Origin of the sequence: Glycomyces sp. MUSA5-2, from assembly GCF_037034145.1 — a bacterium.
Taxonomy (GTDB): Bacteria; Actinomycetota; Actinomycetes; order Mycobacteriales; family Micromonosporaceae; genus Glycomyces; species Glycomyces artemisiae.
On record NZ_JBAGKG010000020.1, the window covers coordinates 1 to 12,983 of the forward strand.

General features: G+C 73.9%; 12 protein-coding genes. 7 read left to right on the forward strand and 5 right to left on the reverse strand.

Annotation, left to right across the window (positions count from 1 at the left end; all coding sequences use genetic code 11):
* From WA640_RS28530 to WA640_RS28550, 5 genes are all read left to right on the forward strand, one after another.
* Positions 1-318, forward strand: a 318-nt coding sequence (locus tag WA640_RS28530) for an NUDIX domain-containing protein (protein WP_335992337.1), incomplete at its 5' end; no start/stop codon positions are given.
* Positions 319-416: 98 nt separating this feature from the next.
* Positions 417-1,553 (forward strand): hypothetical protein, encoded by a 1,137-nt coding sequence (locus WA640_RS28535; protein ID WP_335992339.1) that lies wholly within the window; start codon positions 417-419, stop codon positions 1,551-1,553.
* Positions 1,554-1,563: 10 nt separating this feature from the next.
* A complete protein-coding gene (locus WA640_RS28540) occupies positions 1,564-1,827 on the forward strand; it encodes a hypothetical protein (protein WP_335992341.1) in 264 nt (87 codons plus the stop codon).
* Between the two features lie 444 nt (positions 1,828-2,271).
* Entirely contained in the window at positions 2,272-3,633 is a 1,362-nt protein-coding gene (locus WA640_RS28545; protein ID WP_335992343.1) for a hypothetical protein, read from the forward strand.
* A gap of 51 nt (positions 3,634-3,684) precedes the next feature.
* On the forward strand, positions 3,685-3,993 hold the full coding sequence (locus WA640_RS28550; RefSeq protein ID WP_335992345.1) for a hypothetical protein: 309 nt from the start codon (positions 3,685-3,687) through the stop codon (positions 3,991-3,993).
* Here the strand turns inward: WA640_RS28550 and WA640_RS28555 are convergent.
* From WA640_RS28555 to WA640_RS28565, 3 genes are read right to left on the reverse strand one after another with little or no spacing between them, the layout of a single operon-like run.
* Positions 3,986-4,519, reverse strand: a complete 534-nt coding sequence (locus WA640_RS28555) for a hypothetical protein (RefSeq protein WP_335992346.1) — start codon at positions 4,517-4,519, stop codon at positions 3,986-3,988. The two genes, WA640_RS28550 and WA640_RS28555, sit on opposite strands and share 8 nt — an antisense overlap.
* A gap of 28 nt (positions 4,520-4,547) precedes the next feature.
* Positions 4,548-5,270: a hypothetical protein gene (locus WA640_RS28560; RefSeq protein WP_335992348.1), complete on the reverse strand. Its 723-nt coding sequence runs from the start codon at positions 5,268-5,270 to the stop codon at positions 4,548-4,550.
* A 37-nt stretch (positions 5,271-5,307) separates the two neighbouring features.
* Positions 5,308-5,940, reverse strand: a complete 633-nt coding sequence (locus WA640_RS28565) for a hypothetical protein (RefSeq protein ID WP_335992350.1) — start codon at positions 5,938-5,940, stop codon at positions 5,308-5,310.
* A gap of 241 nt (positions 5,941-6,181) precedes the next feature.
* On the opposite strand from WA640_RS28565, the gene mobF reads away from it, so the two are divergent.
* Entirely contained in the window at positions 6,182-10,219 is a 4,038-nt protein-coding gene (gene mobF, locus WA640_RS28570; RefSeq protein WP_335992352.1) for a MobF family relaxase, read from the forward strand.
* Between the two features lie 477 nt (positions 10,220-10,696).
* Positions 10,697-11,725, forward strand: coding sequence for a hypothetical protein (locus WA640_RS28575; protein ID WP_335992354.1), 1,029 nt, complete (start codon positions 10,697-10,699; stop codon positions 11,723-11,725).
* Between the two features lie 63 nt (positions 11,726-11,788).
* Here the strand turns inward: WA640_RS28575 and WA640_RS28580 are convergent, their stop codons facing one another.
* Positions 11,789-12,151, reverse strand: coding sequence for a hypothetical protein (locus tag WA640_RS28580; RefSeq protein ID WP_335992356.1), 363 nt, complete (start codon positions 12,149-12,151; stop codon positions 11,789-11,791).
* Between the two features lie 603 nt (positions 12,152-12,754).
* Positions 12,755-12,983, reverse strand: a 229-nt coding sequence (locus tag WA640_RS28585; RefSeq protein WP_335992357.1) for a hypothetical protein, incomplete at its 5' end; no start/stop codon positions are given.

The following is a 12,983-nucleotide window of genomic DNA, read 5'->3' on the forward strand; positions in this document are numbered from 1 at the left end:
GTCGATGAGGGGGAGACCGCCGAGGCCGCCGCCTGGCGCGAGCTCGGAGAGGAGACCGGCGTCCAGGCCCCCGACGCCCTGGTCGAGGTCGGCACCTTCGACGCCCCCGGCCGCGACCCGAGAGGCGACTACGTCACCAAGGCGTTCGTGGTGCTCCTGCCCGTCGGCATCGAGCCGGTCGCCGCCGACGACGCCGCGGCCGCGGAGTGGGTCGACGTCGAGGGCGTGCTCTCCGGCGCCCGCCGCACCGGGTTCGACCACCTGAGCATCATCGAGGCCGCCGTCGCAAAGGTGCCCTCGTTCCGCCGCTACCTGTGAACGCGCGCGGCCCGGCCGAGTTCGCTCCTCGGCCGGGCCGCCTAACAACGCCGATCCCGACCTGTGCAGACCAAGATCCAGCTTCCGAAAGGTACCCGATGACCAGCACGAGCCCCGCCGCCGATCCCGACGCCCTCGCCGCCCTCCCCGAGTCGTTCCGCCACCCGCACGTCACACGGTTCACCATCGAGCCCCACCCCTACCGCCCCGGCGCCCACCGCGCCGCGTACGCGTTCACGCCCTTCACCGGCACCGAGCCCAGGCCCGAGCGCCCCGAGGGCCTCTACGACCTGGACGGCGCGCTGTACGAGGGCGTCAGCGACCTCTACAACGCGATGCTCGCCTCGTGGGCGGGCGCGCAGTTCACCGCGGCGGCGCGCGACTACCTCACCGACGCCGACACCGCCTGGCAGACCTGGACGTCCACCGAGCAGGCGCTCACCGCGGTGTACGGCGCGTTCGATGGCCTCGCCGACGGCACCTGGCGCGCCTCCCGGATGGCCCTGCACGACCTCCAGGACACCCTGCTGGGGGCCGCCGCCGACTTCGACGGCGCCGCCGGAGGCCTCGCGCGCCTCCAGGAGCACCACTGGGACGACATGCGCCGCTCGATCGGCGAGGTCACCGGCTTCGACCTCGCCACCCACTACCAGGACGTCGCGGCCACGGCGGGCATCAGCACCGAGGGATGGCAGATCGGCGACGTCGAGGACTACCGCTACTCCTGGTCGACGCGCACGCTCACCGCCCGCACCAAGGAGACCGTCGCCGAGCAGAACGAGCGCCTGGACCGCGCCGCGAAGGACATCTCCGCGGCCGGGGAGGGCGTGCTCGCCCTCGTCGACGGGATCCGCGGCGAGCTGGAGACCGTCCGCGGCGAACGCGACATCGCCCGCGAGGAGCTCGTGACCCAGCTCGGCAACTTCACCGCTGCCGCCAGGCAGCTCGACCAGCGGACCGCCGACCTCGCGGCCGCGGGCGCCGAGATCGAGCGGTTGCAGGAGAAGTGCGACGGCCTCGCCGATGACGTGGCCGACCGCGCCTTCGAGCGCGACCTTGCCAAGAAGCAGCTCAAGGAATCCACTGAGGCCAGCGACGCGCTCCTGGAGGCCACCGCGAACGGCCGCGACAACGCCCTGGACGACCTCGCGCAGCTCCGCACCCAGCGGACCGTGATCCTCGTGTGCGCCGCAGTCCTCGTGATCGCCCTGCTCATGTACGCCTTGACCCGGTAGGAGGCCCGCCGTGGACAGCACCGACACCACCGCCGCCGACCCGTGGCGCACCATCACCGAGCAGCGCGCGGCCGTCGCCGCGGGCTACGGCGACGTCCTCGCCCGCTCCCTCGACACCCTCAATCGGGCCCTGGAGCGCGAGCAGGCGACCGGCGCCTCCTCGCTCCCGGTCGCGGTCTGGTTCGCCCAGAACATGCGAGACCAGGGGGAGCAGATGCGCCGCCGCCTCGTCGAGCTCGGCGCGATCGCGCCTGAGCGGCAGGACGAGGAGTAGGCGAAACGCGAGGCGGGGCCGCCAGCCCCGCTCCGCGTCCGGCCGGGGTGGCTCCCGGCCGCCGATGAGTCCAGCCACACCGGACCCGACCAGCGAGTTTGCAGACACGAACGGCCGGGCCCGGTACCTCCCGAAGGAGTGCCGCTATGGCGCAGCAGACCCAGCGTCCCACGATCGTCATCACCCAGGGCAACAGCACCACCATCTACGTGCCGGTCCCCGGCAAGAAGTAGCGCAACCGAGGCCGGCCCCGCACTGTCGGGGCCGGCCTCTACCATCGGATCCGGGCGCACGTGTCGCGCCCGCGCCTCAGATGCGGCACCCATGCGGCCGCGTCGACCAGGGCCAAGCGAACACCGGGCGCAGACACGTTTCACCGCCGACTCTCTGGCTCGATGAGCCTCGCTGTCCGCGGTCGCATGGGGACCGCCGAGGAGCGAGACCATGACCGAGTCCACCAAACCTGTTTCCCGCGGTGAGCAGCAGCGCGCCCGCGCCTACGCCCGGACCCAGCGCGTGCCCTACGCCGAGGCGCTGCGCGCCGTCCGCCGCGGCACCGACACTGCCGCGGCCCCCGACTGGGAGCCCACCCCTGCCGCCGTCGCCTCCTGGGCTGCCATGCACCACATCACCGAGGCCGAGGCCCGCGCCGAGCTGTGCGAGGCCGAGACGAAGTGGCGCACCGCCCGCGAGAGCGACCCCTACAGCATCTACACCGGTTTCGACCGCGACGGTGCCGAAGCCGTCCGCGAGTGGGAGTACCGCCGCGCCGGCCGACCGATCCGGTTGTGGGAGGCCGTGATCGAAGTGCGCGCGGCCGCGACCAGCGAGGCCGAAGCCACGCAGTGCCTGACCAGTGCCTACACGCAGCGGCCGCTCCACCGCATTGTCGAGAACCACCTCATCGTTACCAAACTGCCCGACTGGGACGGCCAGATCGCCCACCACGTCACCGAGCACACCCCCGACGCGGCCGAGGCCGCCATCCTCGCCGCCGCCTACCCCCAGGCCGCCTTCGACACCGACGCCGAGTCGACCGCGAACGGCTACTACTCCGACCGCCACGAGATCCACGTCCGCCACTACACCGCAGCTCTGCGCCGCCTCGCCGACGCCGAGCGCGCCGGGCGCACCCCGGCCCCGGCGGCGCCGGTCGCGCGCATCGACGCCCGGCTGCGGTTCTGGAAGGCCCGGTGGCAGGTCGAGTTCCTCGCCACCGACGATGTCGACGCCCGCTCCCGCGTCCAGGCCCTGGCCGCGACCCTCCCCGCCCCGACCGCCGTCGACGGCCTCCAGCCCCACCCGCGCTTCGGCACCAGCCACGAAGCCCTCGACGTGCGCGACGCCGCCGAGGGCCTGTGGGCGGACTACGAGGCTGGCCCCGGCGCCGACACCGGAGAGCGCCTGGCCGCACACCTGGAAGCGTGCGCGGCCGAGGTCGAGGAGCAGTTCGCCGCCGGCCGGGCCGAGGCCGCCGCCTTCGAGGCCCGCCTCCACACCCAGCCCGACGGGACCCGCACCCTCTCCAGCGTCGAAGCGCTTGACGACGTCCGCGCCGCCGCCCGCGACCTCGCCCGGGGCAAGAACCGCGCCGAACTGCTCAAGATGGCCGAGGAGAAGGAGTACCTGGCCCGCCGCTTCTACGGCAGGAGCGTCGCCACGGACGGCGGCGAGATGCGCATCGAGCGCCTGGAGGCGACCGCCGCCGTTTGGCGGGCCATGGCTGAGCACGCTCCTGCACCCGAGGTGCCCGCCCGCTGCCAGAGCTGCCCGAACTGGAGCGCCACCCTGCCCTGCTGCTGCTAACGGCAAGTGACGGCCACGGCCCCGGACCGCTGAGCGGTCCGGGGCCGTGGTGTGTGCAGGTCAGACGGCGAGGACCACCGCGGCCGCGAGCGCGGCGGCGAGTTCGACGAGGCCCAGGCCCGGCGCCTGCGCGCGAACGCACGCCCCTGCCCGACCTGCGGCCGCTGGTGGGACATGAAGGGCGCAGGCATCGACTACGAGGAGAAGTGCCCCCGCGGCCACCACCGGCCCCGGCCCGTCGAGCGCTCCTACCCGCTCGCCCCGGCGCCTTCGGCTACGAGGACTGACGCCGACGCCGAGCGGCCCGGACTTCCGTACTTACGGGAGTCCGGGCCGCTTCGTGCATGGCGGGTTAGGTGAGGGCCTCGATTGCGGTGATGAGGGCCGCGGCCGCGGCGAGGAACACGGCCCCGCCGAGGGCGGCGAACGCGAGGCGCAGGAGCGTGTGCTTGAGGTCGACGACCTCGCCGAGCGTGTACGCCTCGGCGGCGCGGTCGGCGAGGCCGTCGACGGGGTGCGCGGCCAGGCGCAGGGCGCGGTCGGCGATCTGGTGCGCGAGCCGGTAGGGGGAGCGCCGCGTCCGCGGCACGATCGCGACGCCGAGGCTGACGCCGGCGGCGACGACGAGCACGAGCGCGGCGGCAGCGACCGCGAGGGCGGGCCCGTCCAGGCGCGGCAGGACCGCGGTCGCCGCGGCCGCGATCAGACCGACCGCGGTCATCGCCGCGGCCGCCTTCGCGTCGGCAGCGCGGGTCTGGTCGCGCAGGTGGGCGATGTCGGCGTCCAGGCGCGCGGCCGCGGCCGCCAGGTGCGCGGGGTCGGCGTGCTCGGCGGCGGCGGGCAGGAGCGGCGCGGGGAACCGGGTCTGGGTCTGGGGCGCGGTCATGGTGTCCTCCAGGAGGTGCAGGGGTGGTCTACAGGAACAGGTCGATGGACTGGCCGAACCAGCCGCCCGCGCCGAACAGCGGCCGGCCCCAAGCGGCGGCGTACTCGTCGGCGCGCTCAAGCCAGGTGCGGCGGTCGACGGGGACGTCGCCGAAGACGAGGGCGACCTCGTCCTCGCGGAGTCCGCGGCCCGCGTCGTCGACGCCGGTCTCGGCGGCGTTGGGGGCGCGGTCCAGGAGGCGCTCCAGGGCCTCGGCGTCACCGGCCTTCCCGCGGCGGATCCCCTCGCGGCGCGCCTCGGTCAGGGCGGGCTCGAAGAGGTCGTCGACGAGGGCGCGGAGGCTCGCGTCCTGCGCGCGGGAGGGCAGGACGTGGCGGCCAGCCTCGCGGCCGCGGACCCAGACGGGGTGGGCCGGGCGCGTCCACACCTCGCGGGTGGCGCGCAGCGCGGCGAGCAGCTGCTCCCAGCCGGGCCGCTCGGCGGCGGCCCCGTCCTGACGCCACCGGCCGGACTCCAGGTAGTGGACGATCCACCGCCAGCCCTCGTCGCGGATCCGGGTCGCGATGGTCGCCGAGCCGATCCGGTCCGCGGCCGCGGCGTAGCCGTCGGAGGCGATGTAGCCGGCCTCCTCCAGGCGCACGGTGTGCTCGTCGACGGGGACCGCGGTCAAGGCGGTGCCGTCGTCGGCGAGCGCGAGCGCTAGGAGCCGGGCCCGGGCGGCGGGGGTGAGGGAGTGGTGCTGGTACGACACGGGGGTGTCCTCTCAGGTCAGATGCGGTCGGGGCGGGTCAGGACTGGGCTTCGGCGCGGACGGCCTCGTAGTCGATGGCGGCCTGGGGGATCCGCCCGGTGTCGGCGAGGTCGAGGAACAGGTCGATGTCGTATTCGAAGTCGCACCACAGCGACTCCACGTCCAGGTCCTCGCGCCAGAACTCGCCGGTGAGGTCGACGACGGCCTCGGCGAAGCCCTCGCGGGCGGCGGTGTCGGTGGTGAAGACGCGGAAGGCCCGGTCCCAGGACCCGGCGAAGCCGCGCTCGTCGAGGTCGCGGCCGCGGTTGACCACGAGCACCCAGTGGCCGCGGGCGGCCATCACGCTGACCTCCACGGAGGCGACCTCGTCGACGATCTCCGCGCGGTGCTCCGAGGCCCCGGCCTCGTCGGCCAGGAGCTCATAGATCCGGTCAGGGTCGGCGTCGGCCTCGGGGAACATCGACTCGACCGTGGCGAGCCCGACCGTGGCCATGGTCCGCGCCCCGTCGCCGATGGCCATGCCGGTGAGGATCAGGTGGCGGATCGCCTCGGCCCGGCTCATCCCGCGGGTCTTCGCCCAGGCGTCGAGCGCGGCGACGTTCTCCTTGCCGATGCGCGCCTCGATCTTGCCGCCGATCTCCGGCCGGCCCATCTTCGTCGTGTTGGTCATGCTGTCCTCCCGAGACTTTCCGCATGCGTTAAGTCGATGAGTCCACCATAGGCCCGTCTCCGAGTCGCCGTCAATAGCCGCATGCGGAAAGTCTGCAAGATCTTTTCCCGCGGCACCCTTGTCAAGATCAACTTCTAATGCACTCAGGTATCTTCGATACCCCGCTGGCGCGGGCGGGGTGTTACCTCGGCCGGGGCAACACCGAGGCAACAGGCACTGTGGACGGACGGGAGGGGTGTGGATGGCGTGGGTGACGACGCTGGGTCCGGACGTGCGGCAGGTCGAGTACCGGCTTTCGGAGTCGGCCGGGTGCGCCGCCGAGGTCGTTGCCGACGCGCAGGCCGACTACCGCCTGGACGAGTCGCAGACGGTCCTGGAGTGGATCGGCGGCGGCCTGGCCGAGGTCGGCATCGAGGCGGGGACGCCCCTGGAAGGCGAGGAGGCGAAGGCCGCGGCGCGGGCGCTTATGGACGGGGCCGACCCGTCGACCGGCGAGGCCCTCGTGACGCTGAAGAAGGCCGTGGATCCGCGCGCGAAGCTCGCCTCGCAGCCGCTCGTCGACGCGATCGCGGCCGCGGCCGCCGAAGCCGGGACCGAGCCGAAGGAGCTGTTCGAGGACCCCCGGCGGGCGGCCGAGTTCGGGCGGATCGCCCGCGGCGTCGCCAAGAACGAGGACCGCCACCGTGCGAGCGTCGCCCTCCTGTCGCGCGTTGCCGCGGCCGCCGGGATCAACCTGGCGGACGTCTACGGCGCCAAGCAGGTTGCCGAGGCCCGCAAGCATGCGAACAAGCGCGTGACGGTCGGGAATCGCGGCTATGACCTCGTGGTGGACGTCCCGAAGTCGTACTCGGTGTTGCAGGCGGTCGCGCCCGACGAGCTCGCGCAGCAGCTCGACGCGATCTTCAGAGAGAGCGTGCGGGAGACCGTGGGCGCGGTCGAGGAGTGGGCGGCGTGGGGGCAGCGGGGCCACCACGGGGACGGGCGCACCGCTGAGCGGATCGCCTCTTCCGGGGTGCTCGGCTGGTCGATGACGCACTACACGGCGAGGCCCGCAGGCGGGGCGATGCCCGACCCGCATCTCCACGCGCACCTGACGATCGCCAACATGATCCGCGGCAAGGACGGCCGCTGGTCCGCCCTCGGGGCCGGTGGCCGCGACCTCCACCGCCACGCGGTCGCGGCGAACGCGTTCCTGGAGGCGCGCGTCCGTGCGCGCACGAGCACGGAGCTGGGGATCGCGTGGGTCCAGGACGAGCGCACCGGCGCCTGGGAGGTCGCCGCCGTCCCGCGCGAGCTGCGCGAGGCGTTCTCCAAGCGGCACGCGCAGATCGCGCCCCTCCAGGACGCCGCCGACAAGGCGCTCACGCCCGCGGTGCGCAACGCGATCGCCGAGTCCTCCCGCGAGGGCAAGAACCACGCCTCGCTGACCGAGCTGCGCGAGGACTGGCGGGGTCAAGCGAGGGCGGCGGGGTTCGACCCCGACCGGCTCGCTGCCGCGGCCGTCCCCGAGGTCCCCGCGGCGTTCAAGTCGCTGAAGGCGGCGTTCCCGACGCCGGACCGCAGCCTGGACCTGGAGGCGATCGCGGCCGCGGTCTGGCACCCCGAGACGGGGCTGTGCGCGCACCGCAAGGTGGTGAGCCGCGCCGACGTCCTGGCTGCCGTCGCCGACGCGGCCGAGCACGGCGTCGCCGACCTTGCCGCGCTCGACGTCTTGGCCGACGGTGTGCTCGCCGTCCCCGGCTACGCGGTCCGTATGGACGCCGACTTGCCCGGCACCCTCTCCAGCCCGCAGCGGTACACGCAGGTCGACATCGTCGCGGCCGAGCAGACGATCCTCGTCGCCGCCAGGGCGCGCATGGCCACGAACGCGGCCGTGGTCGACGGCGAGCTCGTCGACGCTGCGATCGATGCCTTCGAGGCCGGCGCCGGGTTCCGCTTGAGTCCCGAGCAGCGGGCCGTGGTCGAGCGGCTCGCGACCGCCGGGCACGGCGTCGACGCCGTCATCGGCGTCGCCGGATCCGGCAAGACGACCCTCATGGAGGCCCTCGCCTCCGCGCACGCCGCGGCCGGGCACGTCGTCGCCGGGGCGTCCACCGCGGCGATCGCCGCCGGGCACCTCCAGGCCGAGACCGGGATCCCGTCGATGACCATCGCCTCGTGGCTCGGCCGGATCGAGACCGGGCCGGGCCTGGCCGGGGTCGACGTGCTCGTGGTCGACGAGGCCGCCATGGTCGACGACCGCCAGGCCGCCCGCCTCATCGAGGCCGCGGGCCGGTCGGGCACGCAGATCATCGGCATCGGCGACCCCCTCCAGCTCCGCTCCCCCGGCGTCGGCGGCACCTTTGCCGACGTCCACGAGCTCGTTGACGGACTCACGCTCACCGACAACCGCAGGCAGCGCCACGAGACCGAGGTGGCGGCCCTCGCGCGGTGGCGCGAGGGGGACCGGCGCGCGGTCTTCGACGCGCTCGGCGAGCGGGACGCCGTCCACGCCGAAGCGCGACTCGACGGGGTGTGGGAGGCGATGATCGGCTCCTGGTGGGCCACCGTCCGCGCAGTCGAGGACCCGCACGAGCGGCTGCGCCAGCACTTGATGATCGCGGCCACGAACGCCGACGTGACGGTGCTCAACGATGCGGCGCAGGCCATCCGGATCGCCGAAGGCGAACTCGACCCGACGGCTGGGCGCGACTACCGGATCGAGGGCGGGCGGGTGCTCCGCGTCCACGTCGGCGACGTCGTCGCCGCCCGCGCGAACGACTACTCGGCCGGGCTGCTCAACGGCCACCGCGGCGTCGTCACCGGCATCGAGCCGGACGGGACGCTCACCGTCGAGATCCTCCAGGCCGGCCCCGACGGGCCCGTCCCGGTCCCCAAGACCGTGTCCGAGCGGTACGTGCGGTTCGGGGACCTCACCCTCGGCTATGCCCTCACCGGGCACCGCGCCCAGGGCCAGACCGCCGACACCGTCCACGCCAGCCTGACCGGCATGGACGCCCACGCCGCCTACTCGGTGCTGACGAGGCACCGTGAACGCGTCGACGTCTGGCTCGCCGCCGACGTCCTGGAGGACGACGCCGCCCGCGCCCGCCTCGGTGCGCCCGCCGACGACACCGAGCGCGCGAAGCGGGCCGTCGACGCCTACCTCGACCACCTCGACCGGCCCGAGCCCGACGGTCTCGCCGTCAGTGGGCTCGCCGAGCACGCCCGGCTCCTGGAGCACCGCCGCCGCACCGACGCGCACCGCCCGATCGGCGACAAGATCGCCGAAGCCCGCGAGCGGGCCGCCGCGGCGCGCGAACACTTCGGCGGCACCGAACCCGCCGAACCCGAGCCCGAGCTCGCGGCCGCCGACGCGGCGGCGGTGCGGCCGTGGCAGGGCCTGGACACCCGCGAGCTGTACCGGGCCGCCGTCGAGGCCTCCCGCACCATCAAGCGCGCCGAGGAGCGCCTGGAGCACGCCCGCGAGTACGAGACCTGGTACGCAGGCGACCTCGCTCGCGCCCGGCTCGACCGGGCCGACGCCGAGGACGGCCAGGGTCCGGCCGTCGCGCGCCTGGAGGCCCAGCGCGAGCACCTCGCCGCGGCCGCCGGCCACGCCCGCACCCTCACCGAGCGCATCGACCGCTTCGGACAGCTCCGCGAGGCCGAGGCCGAGGGCTACGCCGAGGCGAAGGCCGCGAAGGCCCGCGCCGCCGAGAACCCGCTCCGCCTCCGGCTTCAGGGCACCAGCCGCAGCGAGCAGCGACAGATCGCCGAGGACGCCTACGGCCGCGTGTACGCCGCGCAGGAGGAGCAGCGGCGCCTGCGTACCGAGATCGGCGCCGCCCAGGACGCGCTCGGCCTGGCGCTGCGCGACCTGCCGCGCGGCACCGGCGGGACCGAGTGGCGGCCCGACCCCGCGAAGGTCATCGCCGCCCACACCGACCTGGAGACCCACTGGGAGGACCGCCGCGCCCAGGCCGTCCAGGAGGACGTGGCGGCCGTGCGCGAGCCCGACGTGCCCCGCACCACCGTCGCAGCCGCGGCCGCCCGCGTCGATGAGGCGAAAGCCCGGCGGCAGGGCCTGGTCGCCGAGCTCGCCGAGCGCGGCACCACCGTCGAAGGCCGGCTCGACATCGCCGCGGTCAAGCTCGAACTCCAAGCCGAAGCCGCCGCCGCGCAACGGGCGCGCGCCGAGGCGCAGCGCCAGGCCGAGGAGTACACCCGGATCCACCCGCCCAGCTACGACCGCTCCCCGCGCCACGACAACGGCCCGGACCTCGGCATGAGCCGGTGAGCGGCGCAGTAAGCCCCCGGCAGCCAGTTCCCGCAAGCTGGCCCCCGGTCAACGGCCCCCGGACGGCCACCCGCTCCCGCCGATCGCGGATCCGCGCCGTCCGCGCAGGTCAGCCGGGCCAGTAACCGCGGCCGCGGCACCCCGACATATCTCTCTCCCCGGGAGCCGCTGTACCGCCCGTCGCCGCCGCGCTTCGCGTGCGCGGGCCCCGTCGTAGGGGTTCGGCTCCGCAGGCCGCCTCCTGGCCACCTGGGGCCGCGCGGAGGCCTCCCGCACCATCGTGGCCCTGGGGGTATGTACATGTACATATTCGCCGTCCCGGGAGACCGGGGTGCGCGGCCACTGACCTGCACGAGTAGAGGGTGCGCGCACCCTCGCGGCTGGACGGGACCGTCGACGCCCTGTCGGCGGCCCCAGCCTGGACCCCTTGATCCGGACGGGGTCTTGGCGGCCTCGGGCGCCTGTCAAGATTGGCCCATGTCGCCATCCACCTCGGAGCCGCAGAGCCGCTGGCTCCGCGATGCCCGCCGACGCGACCTCGGCGTCGAGCCGCACCAGCAGCTCATCGTCCTCGCCTCCGGCGCCGACGAGCGCTCCCTGCTGAGTCTCCACCCGACCCTGCCCGAGCGGCTCCTAGCCGACCTGCCGATGGACGACTACCGCGTCGCCGTCGCCCCCGACCCCGGCCTGCTCCCCGGCGGACACCACAGCCTGGAAATGTGGATGTGGACCGCCATCGGCAACGGGCTCCTGGTGGCGCGGCCCGGCGAGGACTGGGAGGCGACGGCGCGCGCCGTGATCGCCGCGGCCGACGCCGTCATCGGCGACGGGGGCGCGCTGACCCGCTACGCTGCCTCCCTCGGGATCCCGACCGCCCAGGCGACCGCCGCCTGGATCGACACTCCGACCGGTGAGCAGCGACGTCCTGAGTTCATCGTCGACGGCGACCGCCTCCTTGCCCGGGTCCGCTCGCTGTGCGCCACACAGACCCGGCCCGGCGACCTTGCTCCGGCCGTGCCCGACACGGTGCAGGAGCTGGATGACTTGGCCCTGGCCCCCCAGTACCGGCCGACCCTGAGCTGGCGGTGCGAAATCCAGTTCGGTCGCGGTGTGGTCTCCTGGCGGCGCTTCCCCGCCCAAGAGATCCCCTGGCCCGACCGCTCCGGCCACTTCGTCGCCGACGCCCGCTGCCTGAGCGTGCGCGCCCGCGATCGGGCCGACCTCCTCATCCATCACCACGACCCCCTCCCGGAGGCCGAAGCGCGCGAGGAGGCCCAGATCCAGCTCAGGTACTCCCCGATCGCCCAGGCCATGGCCGTGCGCACCAGCAACGACGAGATGCTCCTGTCCACCAGGGCCGGGCAGAACCTCCGCCTCCGGTGCCGACCCGAGCTCTTCGCCGCCGCCGCCTCGGTGTGGCTCGCCGCAGGCCAACCTGAGATTGGCGTGTGGGAACTGGTGCGCAGCTCCGGTGGCGGGCCGCTATCGGTGCAGGCATGGGATTAGTAACCGCGACCACCCCGCATCAAAAATCTATACGGTTATACATCGATCCCGAGTCAATGCGCCTCAGCGCATCCCGGCGGCGCCACGGTGCCGCTGTACTTCGCAGCGGTGCCACAGCGGGTGCGTGAGGCGGTACTGCTCCTTTTCCAGGCGGCGGAGCTCGGCGCCCAGGACGATGCTCTCCGCGTCGAGGACCGCCGTCCGGGCGCGGGCGTCGGCGAGCTCGGCGTGCTTGGCCTCGGCGGCGAGGAACGCCTCGCCGACCGGTACGGACATGAAGACGCCCTCGGTCCCGTCGTCGTGGACGAGGATCACCGCGCCCACCAGATCGACGTAGGCGCAGAAGAAGTCCGCATCGGCCTCCATCTGCGCGGCCGGGATGCGCGGCATTTCCGCGAGCGTGGGGATCCTGACGGGTTCATCCATCACCCAGGTGTACCCGGCAGCGCCGGGCCGGGCCCGCACGTCCACGGCGCGGCGAGCCCCCGCCCGTGGTGGAAGTCGAAGCGGCCCTGCGCACTGCGTTTCATATATAAGTCGGGGTGGATCCGCACCCGCACCGCCGCATCGGATCCGGGCCGTGGCCTGCTGCGGAGGGTGCGGTGCGGGTGGCCGCTCTGTACGCGTTTCGACGCCCGGCGAGACGCGTACGCAGATGCCCGACGGCACTACCGGGGTGAGGGGCCACCCGCACCGCCTGCGAACCCCTAGCGGAAACAGAATGTTTCGGACCCGCACAACGGGCCTTGTGCGGGTGGAAAACCGGGCCCTGGCCTGCGTTGTCAGGGCGTTGTGCGGGGTGCGGCGGGCCGGAATGGAGCTCCCCTGCGACAGCGGGGGTGAGGTGCCCTGCGACCTCGGGCGGTCATTCCCCCTACGGTTCCCGCGGTCCTCGTCGACGGGACTCGCTCCCGCAGGCGTCCGATCGCTTCCCGCATCGCCCTGGAAACGACTCCCACGCATCACCGCTGCTCACCGCCCGAGACCTACACGCCTATGCATTATCGAATGTTGAACGGCCGCGAGTGGCTAGCGGAGGGCCTCGCGGTACACGGGAAGGGTGGTCACGGATCCCAGTGCGGCGGCGTCCTTGCGCGCGGCCGGATCCAGCACGGTCCAATGGAGGATCCGCAGCAGCGCGTCGGGCTGCAGCCCCTCGGCGTCGGGAAGCCCGTGCTCGCGGATCTGCTCGCGCAGCCAGTCGACGAACCGGCGCAGGGTCTGCTCGGCGTGCCACACCCTGGCCAGGTCGGCGTAG

Excerpts from the sequence above, each read along its gene's own strand:
- WA640_RS28535 (WP_335992339.1), top strand. The coding sequence starts at position 417 with ATGACCAGCACGAGCCCCGCCGCCGATCCCGACGCCCTCGCCGCCCTC.
- WA640_RS28565 (WP_335992350.1), bottom strand. The coding sequence starts at position 5,940 with ATGACCAACACGACGAAGATGGGCCGGCCGGAGATCGGCGGCAAGATC.
- WA640_RS28575 (WP_335992354.1), top strand. The coding sequence starts at position 10,697 with ATGTCGCCATCCACCTCGGAGCCGCAGAGCCGCTGGCTCCGCGATGCC.
- WA640_RS28555 (WP_335992346.1), bottom strand. The coding sequence starts at position 4,519 with ATGACCGCGCCCCAGACCCAGACCCGGTTCCCCGCGCCGCTCCTGCCC.
- WA640_RS28545 (WP_335992343.1), top strand. The coding sequence starts at position 2,272 with ATGACCGAGTCCACCAAACCTGTTTCCCGCGGTGAGCAGCAGCGCGCC.
- mobF (WP_335992352.1), top strand. The coding sequence starts at position 6,182 with ATGGCGTGGGTGACGACGCTGGGTCCGGACGTGCGGCAGGTCGAGTAC.
- WA640_RS28580 (WP_335992356.1), bottom strand. The coding sequence starts at position 12,151 with ATGGATGAACCCGTCAGGATCCCCACGCTCGCGGAAATGCCGCGCATC.